The organism is Neomegalonema perideroedes DSM 15528 (genome assembly GCF_000374145.1).
GTDB classification, from domain to species: domain Bacteria; phylum Pseudomonadota; class Alphaproteobacteria; order Rhodobacterales; family Rhodobacteraceae; genus Neomegalonema; species Neomegalonema perideroedes.
Genome location: NZ_KB893654.1, coordinates 247,872 through 267,889, shown reverse-complemented (window position 1 = coordinate 267,889; position 20,018 = coordinate 247,872). Strand labels below are relative to the sequence as shown.

The window sequence follows — 20,018 nt, the reverse complement described above, 5'->3', positions numbered from 1 at the left end:
AGCCGTATGATTTACAGGGTTCAGGACCTTCCCGCCGAGGCCCCGCCCTTTTCGCTTGGGCGGGCCTGAGCTTTCGGCTAGCTCTGAGGCCGTTCGTTCAGGAAGGCCCCGCCGCATGACTCGCCCCCTCTCTCCCGCCGCGCCGTTTCGGGATCCCGCCATCGCCTCGCCCGCCATGGCGCAATATCTGGAGCTGAAGGCCGAGCATCCTCATGCGCTGCTCTTCTACCGGATGGGCGATTTCTACGAGATGTTCTTCGAGGACGCCGTGGCGGCCTCGGCGGCGCTGGACATCGCGCTCACCAAGCGCGGCAAACATGGCGAGGAAGACATCGCCATGTGCGGCGTGCCGGTGGTTCAGGCGGAGCGCTATCTCCTCGAACTGACGCGCAAAGGCTTCGTGGTGGCCGTCTGCGAGCAGATGGAGGATCCCGCCGAGGCCAAGAAGCGCGGCGCGAAATCGGTCGTGCGCCGCGAGGTGGTGCGGGTGGTCACGCCGGGCACCATCACCGAAGACGCGCTTCTGGAGGCCCGCGCCTCCAACCACCTTGCGGCCTATGCGGAGACCGGAGCCGGGGCGGCTCTGGCTTGGATGGACATCTCGGCGGGCGCGCCCCTCGCCCGCCCGACGCGCCGCCAGAGGCTCGGGGCGGATCTGGCGCGCATCGCGCCGCGCGAGATCCTCATTCCGGAGCGCCTGCTCGACGACGCGGCGCTCATGGAGCTTCTGACCGAGACCGGCGCCCGCGTCGCGCCTCTGGGCCCGGCGAGCTTCGAGCCCGGATCCGCCGAGCGCCGCCTGAAGGAGCTTTACGGCGTGACCACGCTGGAGGGCTTCGGCGCCTTCGCCCAGCCGGAGATTTCGGCGCTGGGGGCTCTGGCCGATTACCTCGCGATCACCCAGAAAGGCCGCGCTCCGGTCCTCGCGCCGCCGCGCCGCGAAGCCGAAAACGCCGCCATGCGGCTCGACGCCGCCACGAGGCGCAATCTTGAAATCCTCACCAACCTCTCCGGCCAGCGCGCGGGGGGCCTGCTCGACGCCGTGGACCGCAGCCGCACCGGCGCCGGAGGCCGCCTGCTCGCGGAGAGGCTCGCGGCGCCGCTGACCGATCCCGAAGCGATCTCGGCGCGGCTGGACGCGGTTTCGGCCTTCGTGGAGAACGACGCCCTGCGCGGCGAGATCCGCAATTACCTCGGGGCGGCGCCGGATATGGCGCGGGCTCTGGCGCGGCTCTCTCTGGAGCGCGGCGGCCCGCGCGACCTCGCGGCTTTAAGGGATGGTCTGGAGGCGGCGGCGGTCCTCGCGGACGCCCTGTCCTTCAGCGATCCGCCCGCCGAAATCGCGCGGGCGCGGGCGGCTCTGACCGACCACGAGGCTCTGGCGGAATTGCTCAAAGGCGCGCTCGGGCCGGATCTGCCGCTCGCGGCGCGGGACGGCGGATTCGTCGCGGCTCATTGGCGGCCCGAGCTGGATCAGCTCCGCCGCCTCGCCGAAGACGCGCGCGGCGTGATGCGCGATCTTGAGGGAAAGCTGAAGGCGGAGACCGGCGTCTCATCGCTGAAGATCAAATATAACGGGGTTCTGGGCTATCATGTGGAGGTGACCTCCGCCCATGCGGAGCGCTTCCTCAAGCCGCCGCTCGCGGAGCGCTTCATCCATCGCCAGACCACCGCCAACGCCTCGCGCTTCACCACCACGGAATTGGCGGATCTCGATTCCAAAATCTCCCGCGCGGGCGCCGAGGCCGTCGCTATGGAGCTGGCGATCTTCGCCGAACTCTCGGCCGCGGTCCTCGCCGAGGCCCCCCGGATTTCGGCGGCGGCGGCGGCTCTGGCCGAGATCGACGTGGCTTCAGGGCTGGCGGAGCTCGCCCGCGCCGAGGGCTGGACGCGGCCCCTCGTGGAGGATTCCGACGCCTTCGAGATCGAGGCGGGGCGTCATCCGGTGGTGGATCAGGCTCTGCGCCGCGAGAACGTTCCCTTCGTCGCCAATAGCTGCGATCTGAGCGCGGATCGGCTCTGGCTGGTGCTGGGTCCGAACATGGCGGGCAAATCGACCTTTCTGCGCCAGAACGCCCTGATCGCCTTGCTGGCTCAGGCGGGGAGCTACGTCCCGGCGGCTTCGGCGCGGATCGGGGCGGTGGATCAGCTCTTCAGCCGCATCGGCGCCGCCGACGACCTCGCGCGGGGGCGCTCGACCTTCATGGTGGAGATGGTGGAGACGGCGGCGATCCTGAACCAAGCCGGACCGAAAGCCCTCGTGATCCTCGACGAGATCGGGCGCGGCACCGCCACTTTCGACGGCCTCTCCATCGCCTGGGCCACGGTGGAGCATCTGCACGCCGTGAATCGTTGCCGGGCGCTCTTCGCGACGCATTATCATGAGCTGGCGGCTCTGGCGAAGAAGCTGGAGGGCGCGAAGACCGTCTCGCTCAAGGTTTCGGAGTGGAAAGGCGACCTCGTTTTCCTGCATGAGGTGGCCGAAGGCGCCAAAGGCCGCAGCTACGGCGTTCAGGTGGCGCGCAAGGCGGGGCTTCCGGCGGCGGCCCTCTCCCGCGCGGAGGAGGTTCTCGCGGCCCTCGAAAAAGGCGACGGCGAGGGCGCGAAGCGCCGCCTCAAGGCTCTGGCCGAGGATCTGCCGCTCTTCGTCGCCGCCGAGACCGCCCGGCCCAGAACCTCCGCCGTGGAGGAGGCGCTCAAGGCCCTCGACGTGGACGCCCTCAGCCCCCGCGAGGCTCTGGACCAGCTTTACCTTCTCAAATCCCTGCTGAATTGAAGCTTGCGGGAGACGGTCCGCCGCGAAGCGCAAAGCCGCCGTCATCTTCGCTCGCATGGGGAGCGGGCGCATGATATGGGGCCTCATGCGCGAAACCCCGCCCTTCGCCTCCAAAGCTCTGGAGGCTGCGGCCCCCGCGGGCCTGAAATGGCGCTCGCTGACCGAGGCCGAAGCCCGGTCGCGACGGGATTTCGGCTTGCGCGGATGGTTGGGCGCGGCTTCGGCTTTGAATCTGCTGCTTTTGGCCATGCTCGGGCTGCTGCTGCTGCGGCTCTGGACGGAGCAGACCGCTCCGGTCGAGCTGATCGGCGAAGCCGCCCCCTTCGCGGCTTTGCGCTGGTATTTCACGCTCTGCGCTCTGGCGCTGCTCGTCTTTCAGATCGGCGCATGGACGAAATGGCGCCATACGCCGGAAGCCGCCGTCGGGGCTCTGGCCTTCATCGCCGGGCTGACCATGGCGCTGGATCTCTGCTGGCCGCCCCATGGCGCCCATTGGACGACGATCCTCGCCAATCACGCCGCTTCCTGGGTGGTCTTCGGGCTCTTCGCCCTCTGGCTGATGCGCGGGCATGGGCCGAACCTCACCTTCAAAAGGCGCGTCCGCGAAGATGAGGCTTGATCAGGCTTTGGTCGCGCGGGGGCTGGCGGAGAGCCGGGCCCGGGCTCAGGCGCTGATCCGCGAAGGACGCGTGCGGATCGGCGGCGCAGCCGCCCGCAAGGCCTCTCAGGAGATTTCCGCAACCGATGAATTGGCCGTCGAGGCCGGAGGCTTGGCTTGGGTCTCGCGGGGGGCGCTGAAGCTGCTGGCGGCGCTGGAGGGCTTCGGCTTCTCGCCGGAGGGGCGGACGGCCTATGACCTCGGAGCCTCGACGGGCGGCTTCACGGAGGTTCTGCTCAGCCGGGGCGCGCGGCGGGTCTATGCTCTGGACGTGGGCCATGGGCAATTGCATCCCCGGATCGCCGCCGATCCCCGGGTCTCGCCGCGCGAGGGCTTCAACGTCCGCGAGATGGGGCCCGAAGACCCGCCCGAAGACCCGGAGGCCCTCGTGGCGGATCTCTCCTTCATCTCGCTGACCAAAGCCTTGGGGCCCGCTCTGGCGCGGGCGAGGCCGGGGGCTTGGCTGGCGGCTCTGGTCAAGCCGCAATTCGAGCTGGGGCCGGGACGGGTCGGCAAGGGCGGGATCGTCAAGGAGGAGACGGCGGGCGAAGAGGCCCTCGCCCTCGCGGCGGCTTTTCTGGAGGCCGGGGGCTGGCGCGTGGTCGGGCGCATGGAGAGCCCCATCCTCGGCGGCGACGGCAATCGGGAAATGCTCCTCGGGGCCGTGAAGGAGGCCCCATGACGAGCCTCCCCGCATGGATCTGGATGCTGATCGGCGGATTCTTGGGCGCCGGAGCGCGCGTCCTGACGAGCGCGGCGGCGAAACGGATCGGAGGCGGCGTCTTCTGGCGGCGGGCGATGGTCGAAATCCTCGTCGCCGGACTGTTCGGCGCAGGCGTCGGCTGGCTGATCATGCAGCCGGAGGATCCCTTCTGGCCCCATGATCTGACGCGCTTCGCGGTCATCGGCTTCCTCGCGGCCTCTCCGGACCTGCGCCGGAAGGATCAGGATCAGGGAGACGCCTTCTTCCTCATGCTTCTGACGCTCGGCGCCCTCCTCGCGGGACTGGCGGCGGGAGTCTATCTGCTCGCCTGAAGGAGCGCGCATGACGAACGGACTGACGGCTTCTCTTCTGGTCGGCTTAGGCGGGGGCCTCGGCGCGATGCTGCGGCATTGGACGATCCTCGCGGTCGGGCGGATCTGGCCGAGCTTCCCCATGGGCGTCCTGCTGGCCAACATCGCCGGGAGCTTCGCCATGGGGCTCGTCGCGGGCTGGCTGGCGCGGCGCGGAGGCCCCTCGGCCGAGGGCTGGAGACTCTTCCTCGCCACGGGAGTCTTGGGCGGCTTCACCACCTTCTCCGCCTTTTCGCTCGACTTCCAGCGGCTCTTGGCGCAAGAGCGCTGGCTTGGCGCGACGCTTTACGCGGGGCTTTCGGTGGCTCTGGCTCTGGCGGCGCTGGTTTTGGGCCTCTGGCTCATGAAAAGATTCGGATGAAGTCATGGGACAGGCGGCGGAACGGGCGGCGGAGATCGAAGTCGAGGCGCTCGGAGCGCAAGGCGATGGAATCGCCCATTCTCCCGAGGGAAAGCTTCTGCATATCCCCCTCGCGGCGCCCGGCGACCGCGTGAGGCTCGACGCGGCGGGAGAGCCCGCCGAGATCATCCCGCTTTCGCCTTGGCGCCAGACGCCGCCTTGTCCGCAATTCGGGCGCTGCGGCGGCTGCTCCGTGCAGCATCTGCAAGACGAGGAGCTCGCGCTCTGGAAGGCCGATCTCGTGGAGCGGGCGCTCGCGCAACGCGGAATCGAGGCTGGCGACATCCTGCCGACGATCACCGTTCCGGCCGCCTCGCGCCGCCGCGCCGCCTTCAGCCTGCTGCGCACCCGCGAGGAGATCACGTTAGGATTCGCCGCGCGGGGCTCGCATGACATCGTGGACGCCGCCGAATGCCGCGTCCTCGCGCCGGGGCTCAAGGCGGCCTTGCCCAAACTCCGGCGCATCGCCGAAGTCGGGGCGGCGCGTCAGACCACGGTCCGCATGACCGCAACCGATTCTCAAGCCGGGCTGGACCTCTCCGTGGAGGGCGGCAAGCCGCTGGATCTGAAGCTGAGGCAGGAGCTGGCCCTCGCCGCCGAAGCGCTGGATCTGGCGCGGCTGGTCTGGAACGGCGAGCCCGTGGCGGCGCGGCGGCCTCCGGTTCAGGATTTCGGCGGAACCCTCGTGGCGCCTCCGCCCGGCGGCTTTCTTCAGGCCGCCGCCGAGGGCGAATCCGCTTTGGCCGCCTTCGTCGTGGAGGCGCTGAAGGGCGTCAAGCGCGCGGCGGATCTCTTCGCCGGAGCGGGCGCCCTGACCTTTCCTCTGGCGCGCTTCGTCAACGTCGCGGCCTTCGAGGGCGAGGCCGCCGCCGTGGAGGCGGGGAATCTCGCCATGCGGCGGGCTCAGGGGCTCAAATCCGTGAGCTTCACGCGGCGCGACCTCTATCGGCGCCCGCTGATCCCCAATGAGCTGAAGGAGTTTCAGGCTCTGGTGGTGGATCCGCCCCGCGCGGGGGCTCAGGCGCAATGCGAGCAGATCGCGCGCTCGAAGGTGCCGCGCGTGGTCATGGCGACCTGCAATCCCGCCAGCTTCGCCCGGGACGCCCGAATCCTCCTCGACGGAGGCTATAAGCTGGAGAAGATCCAGCCGGTGGACCAGTTCCGCTGGACGGCCCATGTCGAGGCCGCGGCGCTTTTCCGCAGATCCTGAAGCCGCGAGCCTTTCTTTCCGGCCCGCGAATCGCTATCTGGCAGGTTTGGAGCGCGATCCGAAAACTGGGAGCCGGTTTTTCGGATAAATCGCGCGACCACAAACAAAGCGCGATCCGAAAAATTTGAAAGAGTTTTCGGAGACATCGCGCGTCCCCCAAAACACGAGAGCGCTTCGACGCTCTCGGACGCGCAAACTTCAGGAGCGGTCATGTCCGGCGTTCAGATTCTCGAAGTCGGCCCCGAAGAGGGCGAGCAGAGGCTCGACCGCTGGCTGAGGCGGAAATTCCCTCAGGTTACGCAGGGCGCGATTGAAAAGCTCCTGCGCACGGGACAAGTCCGTCTCGACGGCGCGCGGGCGAAATCCAGCGACCGCGTGGAGCCGGGCCAGAAAGTCCGCGTGCCGCCCCTGCCCGACGAGCCGCCTCCGCCGCGCGATCCCGCCGAGGGCATGAGCCCGGAGGACGTCAGCGCCGTCCGGGACATGATCATCTATGAGGATAAATACCTCTTCGCCCTGAACAAGCCGCCGGGTCTGGCGACTCAGGGCGGCAGCGGCGTGACGCGCCATCTCGACGGCCTGCTGGAGGCCCTGCGCCTGCCCGGCAAGGATAAGCCCAAGCTCGTCCATCGCCTCGACCGCGACACCTCCGGGGTGATCCTCGCGGCGCGGACGACTCAGGCCGCCGCCCGTCTGGGCGAGCTCTTCTTCAGCCGCGCGACCCGGAAAATCTACTGGGCCGCCGTGGTCGGCCGCCCCGTTCCGGATCACGGGATCATCCGTTACGGGCTGGTCAAGGGCTCGGGCCATGGCCCCAAGGGCGAAGCCGAGAAGATGCGCTGCATCCATCCGAACGAGGTCGACAAGACCGAAGGCGCCAAACGCGCCCGCACGGATTACTTCACCGTCGATTCGGCGGGCAAACGCGCCTCATGGTCGATTCTGCGCCCGGTGACGGGCCGCACCCATCAGCTGCGCGCCCATATGGCCGAGATCGGGCATCCCATCGTCGGCGACGGCAAATACGGCGGCTCCTCGGTGGAGGACGGCGCGCAGCTCGGCGGCGAGATCAGCCGCAAGCTGCATCTGCACGCCCGCAGCCTGACTCTGCCCCACCCCATCGAGCCCCGGCGGACCTTAACGCTTTCGGCGCCTTTGCCCGATCATATGAGGCGCACATGGGCCTCGCTGGGCTGGAGCCTGCGCGACGCTCCGGAAGATCCCTTCCCGGAGGATTGACCGATTCCCAAAGCCGTCCGCTCCCGTTTGCGCAAGCTGCGCCGGATTCTGTTTGGTCTGGGCGCTTCGGCTTTTCTCTGGTCCTTCCTCGTCGAGCCCCGGATGCTGGAGGCCAATCAGGCCGAAATCCGCATCGAGGGGCTGACGGCGCCGATCCGGGCTCTGGTGGCGGCCGACACGCAGTCTTTGTCTCTGCATTGGTCGGAAAAGCGGCTGGCGGAGAAGCTCAAGCCCATGGTCGAGGCGCAAAAGCCGGATCTGATCCTCCTGCTGGGGGATTACTCCGGGATCAGCCATGGCCCGGCGCAGAAGCTCTATAACGACTGGATGCGCGTGGATCCTCAGGCCGCCGCGCGGCTTCTCGGCGGGCTGGAGGCGCCCATGGGCGTCTACGCCATCCTCGGGAATCACGATTGGGCCGAGGATGGCGAGGCCATAGCGGCGGCTCTGGCGGAGGGCGGCGCCAAGGTGCTGCGCAATGAAAACCTGGAGATCGCCGCGCCCGGAGGCGGACGCCTGATCCTCGCGGGCGTGGACGACCCCATCGGACCCCAAGGCGCGCGGCCGGATCTGGCTCTGGCGGGAACCGACCCCGCCGCGCCGCTGATCTTCCTCACCCATCGCCCCGACGAAGCCATGCGGCTGCCGCGTCCGGCCTCGCTTTCGGCGGCGGGCCATACCCATGGCGGCCAAATCTGCCTGCCGCTGATCGGCTGCCCCGTCGCCATGTCGCGGCATGGCTTCTCCGCAGGGCTTTATGAGACGCCCAAAGGCCCGCTCTACGTCTCGCGGGGAATCGGCACGGCGGCCCTGCCTCTGCGCTTCCTCAATCCGCCCGAGATCGTGACGCTGAATCTGATTCCGGCCGCGCCGCCCGCTCCGGCCCAACCCGCGCCGAAGCCCCCCGCGCCGCGCCCGGATTCCTCGGAGCTGATCGCGCGGGAGGAGCCGCGCCCCCTCAATCTCTCCCCCAATCTCCCCCTCGCGACGGTTCGCGCGCCCGAAGCGATCCCGCGTTGACAAAAGGCGCCTGACCGCCCTATATGGCCGCCTCGCGCGCGGAGCCTTCGTCTTCACGCGCGTCTCGTCATTCCAACGCGCCGCCCGATGGCCCGCAAAGTCCGACCTTCCGGGGTCGGCGCCGCAGGGCGCGCCATAATCTTAGCGAGGACGCGATGTTCGCGGTCATCAGAACGGGCGGCAAGCAATACACCGTCGCCCAAAACGACGTGCTCCGGATCGAAAAGCTCGAGGTCGAGGCCGGCGCCACGATCACCTTCGACGAGGTTCTCGTCGTCGGCGAAGGCGAGAACGTGACCGTGGGAGCCCCCACCGTCGCGGGCGCCTCGGTGACCGCCACCGTCATCGACCAGATCCGCGGCGATAAGGTCATCGCCTTCAAGAAGCGTCGCCGCAAGCACGGCTCGCAGCGCAAGCGCGGCCATCGCCAATATCTGACCCTCGTGCGCATCGGCGCCATCGCCGGCGCCTGAGCGCCTGCGGTCACCCTGATTTAAAGGAGGCCATCTTATGGCTCAGAAAAAAGCAGGCGGCTCCTCGCGCAACGGTCGCGATTCCGCCGGTCGCCGTCTCGGCGTGAAGAAGTTCGGCGGCGAGGCCATCCGTTCGGGCGGCATCATCGTGCGTCAGCGCGGCACCCGCGTCTGGCCGGGCGCCAACGTCGGCCTCGGCAAGGACCACACCCTCTTCGCCACCGCCGACGGCAATGTGCAGTTCCATGAGGGCCGCGGCCGCCGCCAGTTCGTTTCGGTGGTCCCGGCGGCGGAAGCCGCCGAGTAATCCGCCGCCTCACAGCAGAAATTCCCGAAGGGGGCGGTCCGCGAGGCCGCCCCCTTTCGCTTTCGGGACCCAAAACCATGAACCCCGTGCTGCGCACGCCCCGTCTGACGCTCCGGCCCATGACCCCGGAGGACGCTCCGCGCCTCGCCGCTCTGGCGAATGATCCGCGCGTGGCGCGCATGGTCTCGTCGATTTCTCAGCCTTACGGGGTCGAGCAGGCCGAGGCCTTCATCGCGCGCCATCCCCTCCTCGAGGAGGAGGGCGGGCGCGTCTGGGCGATCTGCGATTCGGATGGGCTGCAAGGCGCGATGGGCCTGCACGCCGATCCTCTGCGCCGGGCCGAGGCCGAACTTGGTTATTGGCTGGGCTTCGAGGTCTGGGGCCGGGGCTACGCCACGGAGGCGGGCCGGGCGGTCGTCGCGGAGGGCTTCGCGCGGGGCGGCTCCGGCGAGGGATTCGCCGAGATCACGGCGGGATATTTCGCCGACAACCCCGCTTCGGGAAACGCGCTGCGCAAGCTCGGATTCCGGGATAAAGGCGAGACCCGCGCCGTGTTTTGTCAGGCGCGCGGCGAGGAGGTCGACTGCCTGAGGCTGGATCTCTCCGCCGAGGACGCGCCGCCCCCTCCGCCCTTTCTGGAGACCGGACGCCTGATCCTCGCCCCTTTGCAGGACGAGCAGGCGGCGGAGCTGGCGCGGATCGGGAATGATCCCGAGATCGCCCGCCGGATGGCGAATCTCCCCTCGCCCTTCACCGAGGCGGCGGCTCTGGAGCGCATCCGCGCGAGCCGCTTCCGGGGCGCGCCGGGCTTCCGGCTCGGGCTGACGCGGAAGGCGGACGGCGCTCTGATCGGCGAATGGGGCGTCGGGCCGAAGGACGCGGCGGGGGCTCCGGACGTCTCCTATTGGCTGAGCCGCGCGGCGCAAGGCCAGGGCTGCGCCCGCGAGGCTTCGGCGGCGCTGCTGGATTATCTCTTCACGACGCTCAAGGCTCCGGCGGTCCGGGCGGAGCGCCTCAAGACCAATGCGGCCTCGGGGCGGCTTCTGGAGGCTCTGGGATTCGAATCCTCGGGCGAATATCCTTTGGGCGACGAGGCCGTCGTCCTTTATGAATTGACGCGCGCGGCCTGGAAGGATCGGCGCGAGGAGGGCGCGGCGTGAAATTTCTGGATCAGGCGAAAGTCTACATCAAATCCGGCGACGGCGGGGCGGGCTGCCTCTCCTTCCGGCGTGAGAAGTTCATCGAATTCGGCGGTCCCGACGGCGGAGACGGCGGACGGGGCGGCGACGTCTGGATCGAGGCGGTGGAGGGGCTGAACACCCTCATCGATTATCGTTATCAGCAGCATTTCAAGGCCAAGACCGGCGGCCACGGCATGGGCAAGAACCGCACCGGAGCGGGCGCGCCCGACGTGGTGATGAAGGCCCCCGTCGGCACCGAGATCTATGATTACGACACCGGCGAGCTTCTGGCCGATCTCGTGGAGGTCGGACAAAAGGCGCTTCTGGCCGAGGGCGGCAACGGCGGATGGGGCAACGCGCGCTTCGTCACCTCGACGAACCAGTCTCCGCGCCGGGTGAATCCGGGTCTGCCGGGGGTGGAGCGCACGATTCTGCTGCGGCTGAAGCTCATCGCCGACGCGGGGTTGACGGGGCTGCCCAACGCCGGGAAGTCGACCTTCCTCTCGGCGGTCTCCAACGCGCGGCCCAAGATCGCGGATTACCCCTTCACCACGCTGCATCCGGGGCTCGGAGTCGCGGCGGTGGACGAGCGCGAATTCGTGGTCGCCGATCTGCCCGGCCTCATCGAGGGCGCCCATGAAGGCGCCGGGCTCGGAGACCGCTTCCTCGGCCATCTGGAGCGCTGCGCGGTGATCCTCCATCTGCTGGACGGAACCTCCGAGACGCTGGTCGAGGATTACCGGATCATCGTCAAAGAGCTTGAGGAATACGGCGAGGGCCTGCCCGAAAAGCCGCGTCTGCTCGGGCTGAACAAGATCGACGCTCTGACCGAGGAGGAGGTCAAGGAGAAGACCGCCCTTCTGCGCAAGGCGGGCGCGAAGAAGATCATGCCGCTTTCCGGCGCGACGGGCAAAGGCGTCAAGCCCATGCTGCGCGCCCTGCTCAAAGTCATCGACGAGGCCCGCGCCGAGGAGGCCGCGCCCAAGGAGCCCGCCCCATGGTCGCCCAGTTAAGTCAGGCCGAAGCGCCCCAAGCCCTTCAGGACGAGGCCGAAGCGGGCTTCGATCCGGGCGGATTCTTCCGCTCCGGCAAGCTGATCGTGGTCAAGATCGGCTCGGCGCTGCTGGTGGATAAATCCGGCGCGCTGCGTCAGGATTGGCTGAAGGGACTCGCCGCCGACGTGGCCGCCTTGCGCGCAGGCGGGGCGCAAGTCGCTTTGGTCTCCTCGGGCTCCATCGCTTTGGGACGCGGGATTCTCGGTCTGCCGAAAGGCCCTCTGCCGCTGGAGCGCGCTCAGGCGGCGGCGGCGGTGGGGCAAATCGGCTTGGCGCGGGCCTATTCCGAGGCTCTGGCGCCTTACGGGATCGTGGCGGCTCAGGTGCTGCTGACCTTGGGCGACACGCATGACCGCCGCCGCTATCTCAACGGGCGCTCGACGCTGAAAACTCTGCTCGGCCTCGGCGCGGTGCCGATCATCAATGAAAACGACACCGTGGCCACGGATGAGATCCGTTATGGCGACAACGACCGCCTCGCGGCTCAGGCGGCCCTGACGCTGGAGGCGGATCGGCTGATCCTGCTCTCCGACGTGGACGGGCTTTACACCGCCAATCCCAATCTCGACCCGACGGCGAAGCGCTTGCCCGTGATCCGCGAGATCACCCCGGAGATCGCCGCCATGGCCGGAGACCCCGTCTCCGGCGTCAGCAAGGGCGGGATGAAGACCAAGGTCATGGCCGCCCAGACCGCCTTGCAGGGCGGCTGCGCCATGGCCATTTTAAAAGGCGACGTCGAGCGGCCTTTGCAGGCCCTCGCCGAGAATCGCGCGCCCTGCTCATGGTTCCTGCCCGGCCATACGCCCCAGAGCGCCCGCAAACGCTGGATCTCCGGCCTCAAGACGGAAGGCGCCTTCGTCGTGGACGCGGGGGCGGCGCGGGCTCTGAAGCGCGGAGGCTCGCTGCTTCCGGCGGGGCTCAAGGCGGTGATCGGCGATTTCGAGCGCGGCGCCCCCGTGGCGATTCAGGATGAGGCCGGCGCGCAGATCGGCGTGGGCTTCGCCGCCTATGATTCCGTCGAGGCCCGCAAGGCGGCGGGGCGGCGGTCTCACGAATTGGAATCCATCCTCGGCCACCCCGGCCGGACCGAAATCAGCCATCGGGACGATATGGCGATCTGGAGCGAGTCATGAATCAAGTTCTCCCCTCCTCTCAGATCGAAGCTTCCAAAGACCCGCAGGCTCTGCGCGCCGAGATGAAGGCCCTCGGCGCCCGCGCCCGCGCCGCCGCGCGTCTGCTGGCGGAGGCTCCTTCTGAGGCCAAGCGCAAGGCTCTGGAGATCGCCGCCGATCTTCTGGAGGCCCGTTCCGCCGGGATCCTCGCCGCCAACGCCGAGGACATGGCCCGCGCCGAAGCCCGGGGCCTTTCGGGCTCCATGCTGGACCGCCTGCTGCTGGACGAGGCCCGCCTCAAGGGAATCGCCAAGGGCCTGCGCGAGGTCGCGGCGACGCCCGATCCCGTGGGCGAGGTCATCGCCGACTGGACGCGCCCCAATGGCCTGCGCATCCGTCGGGTGCGCACGCCCATCGGCGTGATCGGGATCATCTACGAATCCCGTCCCAACGTCACCGCCGACGCGGGCGCGCTCTGCGTGAAATCGGGCAACGCCGCCATTCTGCGCGGCGGCTCCGAGAGTTTTGCGAGTTCCGGCGCGATTCTGGAAGTCATCCGCGAGGGGCTCCGTCAGGCGGGCCTGCCCGAGGACGCCGTCCAGCGCGTCCCCACCCGCGACCGCGCCGCCGTGGGGATTCTGCTCGGCGAGATGGTCGATTACGTGGACGTCATTGTGCCGCGCGGCGGGCGCAGCCTCGTCGAGCGGGTGCAGAAAGAGGCCCGCGTCCCGGTCTTCGCCCATCTCGAAGGGATTTGCCATCTCTACGTCGACGCCTCCGCCGATGAGGCCATGGCCGTGAAGGTCGCGGTCAACGCCAAGATGCGCCGGACGGGAATCTGCGGCTCGGCGGAATGCCTGCTCTTCGACAAGGCCGCGCCCGAGCATGTGGCGCCGGTGGTGGCGGCTCTGGCGGCGGCGGGCTGCGAGATTCGCGGCGACGAAGGCGTGCGGGCGCTCGCGCCCGAGGCGGTCCCCGCCTCGCCCGAGGATTACGGCCATGAATTCCTCGACGCGATCATCGCGGCGAAGATGGTGGACGGCGTCGAGGGCGCCATAGACCACATCCGCCGCTATGGATCGGGCCATACGGAATCGATCCTCGCGGAGGCCGCCGCCCCCGTGGCGCGCTTCTTCCAAGGGCTCGACAGCGCGATTCTGATGCATAACGCCTCGACGCAATTCGCCGACGGCGGAGAATTCGGCATGGGCGCCGAGATCGGCATCGCGACGGGCAAGCTCCATGCGCGGGGCCCGGTGGGCGCCGAGCAGCTGACCAGCTTCAAATATCTCGTGACCGGCGACGGCGCGATCCGCTCCTGACCTGAGGCGCAGCCATGGATTCCTCCCGCCGCCCGAATTCCGGCCCCAACGCCGCTTCGCCCATGGGGCCGGAGCTGGCGCGGCTGATCGAGCTTCTGGCGCGCCTGCCGGGGCTCGGGCCGCGTTCGGCGCGGCGGGCGGCGCTGCATCTGGCCAAGCGCCGCGAGGCCCTGCTCGCGCCTCTGGCCGAGGCCATGGCCCTCGCCGCCGAGAAGATCCGCCCCTGTTCGATCTGCGGCCATATCGACACCGCCGAAATCTGCTCCATCTGCGCCGATCCTCAGCGCGACGACGGCGCCCTCTGCGTGGTGGAGGATTCGGCGGATCTCTGGGCCATCGAGCGCATGGGCGCCTTTCAGGGGCGCTATCATGTGCTGGGCGGCTGCCTCTCGGCTCTGGACGGCGTAGGGCCGGAGGAGCTGCGCATCCCGCAGCTGCTCGCCCGCGCCGCCGAGGCCAAGCCCCGCGAGGTCGTCCTCGCGCTCAACGCCACGGTGGACGGCCGCGCCACGGCGCATTATCTCGCCGAAGCCTTCGCGGATCTGGGAATCAGGACCAGCGTTCTGGCTCAGGGCGTGCCCATGGGCGGAGAGCTGGAGCATCTGGACGAAGGCACCATCGCCGCCGCCTTCATGGCCCGGCGGGGGCTCTGACCCCTCCGAAAGAACCGCGCGGCCTTCTCCCTGCGCCCTCCCCGCGCAAAGCGCCGGGCCTCCCCGAAAGAACCTGCGGAATCCGCCCCCGAGGCGGCCCCGCCCCGCCTTACGGCGCCTATCTTTTCGCCTGCGCCGCCGCTAGTCTGCTCCCGCGCCGCGCGAGATCGCCGACGGGGGTCGCCGACAGGGATTTCCGGCGCGGGCCGCGCGGAGGAAGCTTTAAGAATTTCTTGTTCCAATCGGCTCACGGAGTTTTTCCGTCGCCTTACGCGCGCAAGCCCGCAACGCCTTTCGCCGGAGCCCCTATGACCGACGCCGCCTACGCCCCCCATCACCCGCAGCAGACCGACGCCTCCACGCCCGACGTCGCCATGGCGCAGGTCCGCGATCTGCTCTTCGGAGACGCCCAGCGCCGCCTCGTCGACCGGATCAACCATCTGGAGGACCGTCTGCGCGAGACCGACCGCCGCCTCGCGCAGGCCGCCGCCGAGACCGACCGCCGCCTGCGCGAGCTGGACGCCCGCGGCGAAGAGCGCCGCCGCCGCACCCTCGCCGACATCTCGGCCAATCTCGCCCAGATGAGCGAAGACCTGCGCCGCCTCGCCGAGGAGCGCCCGGAGGATTCCGCCGGACATAGCGAGGACCATGGCTGACCGCATGGCCGATTCCGGATCCGTCTCCGGTTCTGGGGCCGATCCCAGAGCCGAAGCCCGGTTGCGCGCCGCCGCCGAAGCCGCCCATGCGGAGGCCGAGGCGGCGCGTTTCGCGCGTCTGCGCGCTTTGCTGCTCGCTCAGGACCGCGATTCCCTCGCGCGGCTCTCCGCCCGTCTGGAGGCGGTCGAGGGCTCCATGGGCGACAAGGACTCCATCCGCGAGGCCATGGCGGAGAACCTCGTCGAGGCTCTGCGCGAAACCCGCGCCAAACGCGGCAAGGCCCTCGCCTCCACCCTCGCCCCGATGATGGGCGTGGCCATCCGCGCCGAAATCGACAATTCCAAGGAGAAGATGGTCGAGACCTTCCGTCCCATCGCCGGACGCATGGTCAAGGCCGCCGTCGCCGACAGCTTCCGCAAGCTGGTCGAGGACGTGAACGCCCGACTGGACGCCCTCGCCTCGGCGCAGGGCTGGCGGCTGAGGATGCGCGCGCTGCTCACGGGACGCAGCGTCAGCGAATTGGCCCTCGCCGATCTCAGCGCCCGGGGCGGCGTCTCGCGCATTCTGCTCATCGACCGCCAGAGCGGCGGCCTCGTCGCCCAATGGCCCGAGGATCCCGCCGACCCCGCCGCGGCCGAGATGATCGGCGGCATGATCGCCGCCATCCTCTCCTTCTCGGAAGAGGCGCTGCGCTCGGGCGAGGGCGACGAATTGCGCTCCCTCGACCTCAACGGCCGCTCGGTGACGCTGCAGGCGCGGGCGGAGCGGATCCTCGCCATAGAGGCCAGCGGCTCCCCCTCCGCCGAGCGCCGCGAGCGCATGGAGGAGGCCGCTTCGAATTTCCTCGACGCGCTGGGCGAAGCCCCGCCCGAAGCGCTGGCGCGGCCCGACGCCCTCGCGCCCCTCGCCCGCGCCCTGATCACCTCTCAGAAAGCCTCCGCCCGGCGCGGCGCGCGGCGCCGGCGTCTGGCGCTGGGCGCGCTGCTGCTGCTGGGGCTGCTGGGCTTCTTCGCCTGGAAGGCTTGGGAGGCCCATAGCCGCGAGGCCGCCTTAGAGCGGGTGCGGGCCGCCATCGCCGAGGAGCCCGTCCTCGACGACGCGCCGGTCTTCGCCGCCTGGTCCGGCCGGACGCGGATTCAGGTGAGCGGCGTCCTGCCCCCCGGCGCCGACGCCGAGGCTCTGAGCGCGCGCCTGACCGCCGCCGCCGGCGAAGGCTTTCCGCTTCAGGCCCGCTTCGCCTATGGGGCCTCGCCCGAATTCGCCGAAAGCGCCGCGCAGGCCGAGGCCCGCCTTTCGGGTCTGGCCGCGCAGATGGAGGGCCTGCGCCGCGCCCGCGCCGAAGCCGAGGCCGCTCTGGCGGCCGCCCGGCAAGCGCAGAGCGAGACCGCCGCCGCCCTTGAGGAGGCCCGCGCCCGCCTCCTCGCGCAGGAGGCGGAGATCGCCGCCCTCTCCGAGCGTCAGGGGGCTCTGGCCGCCGAAACCCGCGATCTCGCGGCCTTCGCCCAAGCCGCCGAGACGCCCGAGGCCCGCCTGAGGCTCTGGGCGACGCGCAGCGCGATCTTCATCCCCGACGGCGCGAATCTGTCTCAGGCCCGCAATCTCGAAGTCTTGGACGAGGCCGTGGAGATCCTGAGCCGGCCCGGCGCGCCGCGTCTGCGGGTGATCGGCTATGTGGACCGCCTCGGCAGCGCCGAAACCAACCAGCGCCTCGCCCGCGAAAGGGCTCAGGCGGTGATCGCCGAACTGATCGCCCGAGGCGCGCCCGCGGATCGTCTGATCGCGGCGGCGCGTCCCGATCCGGTCGAACTGGTCGAGACGCATGGCCCCGGATCCACCAACCGGCGCGTGCAGTTCGAGGCGGCCTTCTCCGGAGAATAACCGAGTATTTTCCTCGGATTTTCCGTCGGTTGCGACGAATCGCGCTCGTCTTTTCGTCCTAATGCGGCTTCGGCGCCCTTGAGCGGTCCGGTTCTTGAGTCCTATGCTCGCTCAAAGAGCCGTTCATCGTCGGGGAGGGACGATTCCGCCATGAAAGATCACGCCGACCGCGCGCCTACGCGCTATGACCAGATGTTCGACAGCGCCCTCGGAGCCTTGCGCGCCGAAGGCCGTTACCGCGTCTTCGCCGACATCCGGCGCATCCGGGGCGAATTTCCGCAGGCGCTTTTGCGCGAAGCGGACGGCTCCACCCGCGAGATCACCGTCTGGTGCGGGAACGATTATCTCGGCATGGGCCAGAATCCCGCCGTGCTGGAGGCGCTCAAGCGCGCCGCCGACGAAGCGGGCTCCGGCTCGGGCGGCACGCGCAACATCTCGGGCACGACGCATTACCACGTCGATCTCGAGCGCGAGCTCGCCGACTGGCACGGCAAGGACGCCGCCCTGCTCTTCACCTCGGGCTATATCTCGAACGAGGCCAGCCTCTCGACCCTCGGGCGGGTGCTGCCGAACTGCGTCATCTTCTCGGACGCGCTGAATCACGCCTCGATGATCGAGGGCGTGCGCAACGCCCGCTGCGACAAGAAGATCTGGCGTCATAACGACCTGAATCACCTCGAAGATCTGCTCAAGGCCGCCGATCCTTCGCGTCCGAAGATCATCGCCTTCGAATCGGTCTACTCCATGGACGGCGATTTCGGCCCGATCCATGAGGTCTGCGACCTCGCGGAGCGTTACGACGCCCTGACCTATCTCGACGAAGTCCACGCCGTGGGCATGTACGGCGAGCGGGGCGGCGGCGTCGCCGAGCGCGAGGCGGCCCTTGCGCGGCTCGACGTGGTGGAGGGCACCCTCGGCAAGGCGGTCGGCGTGATGGGCGGCTACATCGCCGCCTCGGAGCGCCTCGTGGACGTGGTGCGCAGCTACGCCTCAAGCTTCATCTTCACCACCTCCCTCCCCCCGACCCTCGCGGCGGCGGCGGCGGAGAGCATCCGCTGGCTCAAGGCCCATCCGGAGCTGCGGACGCGCCATCAGGAGCGCGCCGCGACCCTCAAGGCCCGCCTGCGCGCGGCGGATCTGCCGGTGATGGACAGCCCGAGCCATATCGTGCCGCTGCTCGTCGGCGACCCGACGGAATGCAAGGCGGTTTCGGACGCTCTGCTCACGGAGTTCTCGCTTTACGCGCAGCCGATCAATTACCCGACCGTGCCCCGCGGGACGGAACGTCTGAGGTTCACGCCTTCGCCGTTGCATACGGACGCTCACATGGACGCCCTTGTGGACGCTCTTCAGACCATCTGGCGGCGGCGTTCGCTGCGCCGGGCCGCCTGACGACTCTCCGCGGGCCCGCGGATCCTCCCCCGCGCGCCCGCCCCCTGACCTTTCCGACCCGAAGTCCGGGGGGCCAGAGTCAACCAACTCTTGAGGAAATTGCGGCAACCTGTCCGCCGTGAGAGGTTTTCACGGGGGAGAAGCGCGTTGCAACATCCCGCCTCCTGAGCTAAAAAAAGACGCTGGCCAAAAACTTAAGGGCGCGCCCAAAGGCGCGCGAGTCGGGGCGGTCCATGACGGCGCATCGAAGCATCTCGACTTTACGATTCGAGGAAGCCGACGTCTCTCTCGGAGACGAACTTCGCGGCGCGCGCGCCAGCTCGGGCCGGAGTCTGGATCAGATCGAGCGCGAGCTGAAGATCAAGGCCGCTTATCTGCTCGCCATCGAGGACGTGCGCCCCGATCTGCTGCCCGATCCCGCTTACGCCGCCGGTTTTCTGCGCGCCTATGCGCGTTATCTCGGGCTGGACCCGGACAAGACCGCCCTGCGGTTTCAAAAAGAGGTCGAGGCTCAGGCGAAGAGCGAAAAAGGCGGAGTCGCGCGAATCTTCTCCGCCGCCCGCCGCGCCGAGCCCGAAGCCGCGCCGCTCCGCCGCCCGCCCGCCAAAGAGGATCCTCTGGCGGGTCTGGCCCGCCGCCGCGAGCGCGGCCGCGTCTGGCGCGGATTGCTCGGCGGAATCGCCATGCTGGCGCCTCTGGTCTTCGCGGGGGGCATCCTCTGGGGCGGCTGGAAGCTGATGGATCATGCGGGCGTCGCCGCCGTCTTCAGCGGCGGAGAGCCTCAGCCCGCCGCCGTCACCGTGGCGCTGGAGCGCCCGAGCGCCGCCGCCTATGAGCGCAGCGTCGACGCCTATTGGGCCGCCGCCTCCGATACGGGCGCCGCGCCGCCGCCTCTGCCGCCCATCGACGCGCCGCTCGCCTCGGCTCTGACCCGCGCCGCCGCCCCCGCCGCCGGAACGCCCTCCGGGGCCGAAGGCGGGGCGGAGGGCGAGGCCCTTACGGCCGCCGAAGGCGAAGCCCCCGCGCCGGAGGCCGGAGCCCCCGCCTTCGCGCTGGTCGCCGAGCGCAAAGTCTGGCTGGAGGCCCGCGAGGCCGAAGGCGGCGCGGTGATCTTCAGCGGCGAGATGAATCCCGGCGACCGCTTCACGCCCCCCGAGGGCCGCAGCGACGGCATGCGCCTGCATGTGGGCGACCCCTCCGGCCTGATCGTCGAGGTGGCGGGCGAGCGGCTCGGCCCCTTCTCGCGCCGCGCCGCCGTGATCCGCGACTTCGACCTCAGCGCCGAGAATCTGCGCGTCCAGATCGCCCAGAACGCTCCGGCGCCCGCGCCCGTCGCGGCCGCCCCGCCCCGCCCCGCCCCCGTCGCGACCCCGCCGCGCCCCGCGCCCGCTCTGGCCGCGGCGCCCGCCGCTCAGGCGCCGATCTGGGACGTTTCGGCCCCTGCGGCCCAGCCTCTGCCCGCCGCTCAGCGCGTGCAGCGCCCCGCGCCCGGTCCAGAACGACGCATTGTCTCGAATCCGCCGCCGTCCTATGTCTATCCTGAGGCCGCGCCCGGCGGCGGACGCGCCTTCGGCAGCATGCGCCCGGTGGACTGACGCCCGCCGCCCCAAG

19 protein-coding genes are annotated in these 20,018 nt (G+C 69.6%); all 19 read left to right on the top strand.

Translation table 11 applies throughout. From position 1 onward, the window contains the following. Positions 1 to 115: 115 nt before the first annotated feature. On the top strand, positions 116 to 2,776 hold the full coding sequence (gene mutS / locus B161_RS0108350; protein WP_018632916.1) for a DNA mismatch repair protein MutS: 2,661 nt from the start codon (positions 116 to 118) through the stop codon (positions 2,774 to 2,776). A 70-nt stretch (positions 2,777 to 2,846) separates the two neighbouring features. Continuing rightward, complete coding sequence (locus B161_RS0108345) at positions 2,847 to 3,395, top strand: hypothetical protein (protein WP_018632915.1); 549 nt, start codon at positions 2,847 to 2,849, stop codon at positions 3,393 to 3,395. Further along, on the top strand, positions 3,385 to 4,116 hold the full coding sequence (locus B161_RS0108340; protein WP_018632914.1) for a TlyA family RNA methyltransferase: 732 nt from the start codon (positions 3,385 to 3,387) through the stop codon (positions 4,114 to 4,116). The genes B161_RS0108345 and B161_RS0108340 overlap by 11 nt, the downstream gene beginning before the upstream one ends. Beyond that, positions 4,113 to 4,469 carry a hypothetical protein gene (locus B161_RS0108335; protein WP_018632913.1) on the top strand — a complete coding sequence of 119 codons (357 nt, stop codon included), beginning with the start codon at positions 4,113 to 4,115 and terminating at the stop codon, positions 4,467 to 4,469. Before B161_RS0108340 ends, B161_RS0108335 begins: the two co-directional genes overlap by 4 nt. Positions 4,470 to 4,479: 10 nt before the next feature. Continuing rightward, the gene (gene crcB, locus B161_RS0108330) at positions 4,480 to 4,869 is read left to right on the top strand and encodes a fluoride efflux transporter CrcB (protein WP_018632912.1); all 390 of its coding nucleotides are present in this window, start codon (positions 4,480 to 4,482) and stop codon (positions 4,867 to 4,869) included. Positions 4,870 to 4,873: 4 nt separating this feature from the next. Further along, complete coding sequence (locus B161_RS0108325) at positions 4,874 to 6,118, top strand: class I SAM-dependent RNA methyltransferase (protein WP_018632911.1); 1,245 nt, start codon at positions 4,874 to 4,876, stop codon at positions 6,116 to 6,118. 210 nt (positions 6,119 to 6,328) lie between these two features. Continuing rightward, positions 6,329 to 7,357: an RluA family pseudouridine synthase gene (locus tag B161_RS0108320; protein ID WP_018632910.1), complete on the top strand. Its 1,029-nt coding sequence runs from the start codon at positions 6,329 to 6,331 to the stop codon at positions 7,355 to 7,357. A gap of 27 nt (positions 7,358 to 7,384) precedes the next feature. Then, complete coding sequence (locus tag B161_RS18805) at positions 7,385 to 8,377, top strand: metallophosphoesterase (RefSeq protein ID WP_018632909.1); 993 nt, start codon at positions 7,385 to 7,387, stop codon at positions 8,375 to 8,377. Between the two features lie 155 nt (positions 8,378 to 8,532). Further along, the gene (gene rplU, locus B161_RS0108310; RefSeq protein WP_018632908.1) at positions 8,533 to 8,850 is read left to right on the top strand and encodes a 50S ribosomal protein L21; all 318 of its coding nucleotides are present in this window, start codon (positions 8,533 to 8,535) and stop codon (positions 8,848 to 8,850) included. 37 nt (positions 8,851 to 8,887) lie between these two features. Beyond that, the gene (gene rpmA, locus B161_RS0108305) at positions 8,888 to 9,157 is read left to right on the top strand and encodes a 50S ribosomal protein L27 (RefSeq protein ID WP_018632907.1); all 270 of its coding nucleotides are present in this window, start codon (positions 8,888 to 8,890) and stop codon (positions 9,155 to 9,157) included. 77 nt (positions 9,158 to 9,234) lie between these two features. Next, positions 9,235 to 10,317, top strand: a complete 1,083-nt coding sequence (locus B161_RS18800) for a GNAT family N-acetyltransferase (RefSeq protein ID WP_018632906.1) — start codon at positions 9,235 to 9,237, stop codon at positions 10,315 to 10,317. Then, on the top strand, positions 10,314 to 11,351 hold the full coding sequence (gene obgE, locus B161_RS0108295) for a GTPase ObgE (RefSeq protein ID WP_018632905.1): 1,038 nt from the start codon (positions 10,314 to 10,316) through the stop codon (positions 11,349 to 11,351). Before B161_RS18800 ends, obgE begins: the two co-directional genes overlap by 4 nt. Continuing rightward, positions 11,336 to 12,526, top strand: coding sequence for a glutamate 5-kinase (proB, locus tag B161_RS0108290; protein WP_018632904.1), 1,191 nt, complete (start codon positions 11,336 to 11,338; stop codon positions 12,524 to 12,526). Before obgE ends, proB begins: the two co-directional genes overlap by 16 nt. After that, on the top strand, positions 12,523 to 13,827 hold the full coding sequence (locus B161_RS0108285) for a glutamate-5-semialdehyde dehydrogenase (protein ID WP_018632903.1): 1,305 nt from the start codon (positions 12,523 to 12,525) through the stop codon (positions 13,825 to 13,827). Before proB ends, B161_RS0108285 begins: the two co-directional genes overlap by 4 nt. 14 nt (positions 13,828 to 13,841) lie before the next feature. After that, a complete protein-coding gene (gene recR, locus B161_RS0108280) occupies positions 13,842 to 14,480 on the top strand; it encodes a recombination mediator RecR (protein ID WP_018632902.1) in 639 nt (212 codons plus the stop codon). Between the two features lie 308 nt (positions 14,481 to 14,788). After that, a complete protein-coding gene (locus tag B161_RS0108275) occupies positions 14,789 to 15,136 on the top strand; it encodes a hypothetical protein (protein ID WP_018632901.1) in 348 nt (115 codons plus the stop codon). After that, positions 15,129 to 17,015, top strand: a complete 1,887-nt coding sequence (locus B161_RS0108270; protein ID WP_018632900.1) for an OmpA family protein — start codon at positions 15,129 to 15,131, stop codon at positions 17,013 to 17,015. Before B161_RS0108275 ends, B161_RS0108270 begins: the two co-directional genes overlap by 8 nt. A gap of 150 nt (positions 17,016 to 17,165) precedes the next feature. Then, the gene (hemA, locus tag B161_RS0108265) at positions 17,166 to 18,407 is read left to right on the top strand and encodes a 5-aminolevulinate synthase (protein ID WP_018632899.1); all 1,242 of its coding nucleotides are present in this window, start codon (positions 17,166 to 17,168) and stop codon (positions 18,405 to 18,407) included. Between the two features lie 233 nt (positions 18,408 to 18,640). After that, on the top strand, positions 18,641 to 20,002 hold the full coding sequence (locus tag B161_RS0108260; protein ID WP_018632898.1) for a helix-turn-helix domain-containing protein: 1,362 nt from the start codon (positions 18,641 to 18,643) through the stop codon (positions 20,000 to 20,002). Positions 20,003 to 20,018 lie beyond the last annotated feature (16 nt).

Bases quoted from the DNA above. Each gene is read 5' to 3' on its own strand.
- mutS (WP_018632916.1), top strand. From the start codon at position 116: ATGACTCGCCCCCTCTCTCCCGCCGCGCCGTTTCGGGATCCCGCCATC.
- B161_RS0108345 (WP_018632915.1), top strand. From the start codon at position 2,847: ATGATATGGGGCCTCATGCGCGAAACCCCGCCCTTCGCCTCCAAAGCT.
- B161_RS0108340 (WP_018632914.1), top strand. From the start codon at position 3,385: ATGAGGCTTGATCAGGCTTTGGTCGCGCGGGGGCTGGCGGAGAGCCGG.
- B161_RS0108335 (WP_018632913.1), top strand. From the start codon at position 4,113: ATGACGAGCCTCCCCGCATGGATCTGGATGCTGATCGGCGGATTCTTG.
- crcB (WP_018632912.1), top strand. From the start codon at position 4,480: ATGACGAACGGACTGACGGCTTCTCTTCTGGTCGGCTTAGGCGGGGGC.
- B161_RS0108325 (WP_018632911.1), top strand. From the start codon at position 4,874: ATGGGACAGGCGGCGGAACGGGCGGCGGAGATCGAAGTCGAGGCGCTC.
- B161_RS0108320 (WP_018632910.1), top strand. From the start codon at position 6,329: ATGTCCGGCGTTCAGATTCTCGAAGTCGGCCCCGAAGAGGGCGAGCAG.
- rplU (WP_018632908.1), top strand. From the start codon at position 8,533: ATGTTCGCGGTCATCAGAACGGGCGGCAAGCAATACACCGTCGCCCAA.
- rpmA (WP_018632907.1), top strand. From the start codon at position 8,888: ATGGCTCAGAAAAAAGCAGGCGGCTCCTCGCGCAACGGTCGCGATTCC.
- B161_RS18800 (WP_018632906.1), top strand. From the start codon at position 9,235: ATGAACCCCGTGCTGCGCACGCCCCGTCTGACGCTCCGGCCCATGACC.
- proB (WP_018632904.1), top strand. From the start codon at position 11,336: ATGGTCGCCCAGTTAAGTCAGGCCGAAGCGCCCCAAGCCCTTCAGGAC.
- B161_RS0108285 (WP_018632903.1), top strand. From the start codon at position 12,523: ATGAATCAAGTTCTCCCCTCCTCTCAGATCGAAGCTTCCAAAGACCCG.
- recR (WP_018632902.1), top strand. From the start codon at position 13,842: ATGGATTCCTCCCGCCGCCCGAATTCCGGCCCCAACGCCGCTTCGCCC.
- B161_RS0108275 (WP_018632901.1), top strand. From the start codon at position 14,789: ATGACCGACGCCGCCTACGCCCCCCATCACCCGCAGCAGACCGACGCC.
- B161_RS0108270 (WP_018632900.1), top strand. From the start codon at position 15,129: ATGGCTGACCGCATGGCCGATTCCGGATCCGTCTCCGGTTCTGGGGCC.
- hemA (WP_018632899.1), top strand. From the start codon at position 17,166: ATGAAAGATCACGCCGACCGCGCGCCTACGCGCTATGACCAGATGTTC.
- B161_RS0108260 (WP_018632898.1), top strand. From the start codon at position 18,641: ATGACGGCGCATCGAAGCATCTCGACTTTACGATTCGAGGAAGCCGAC.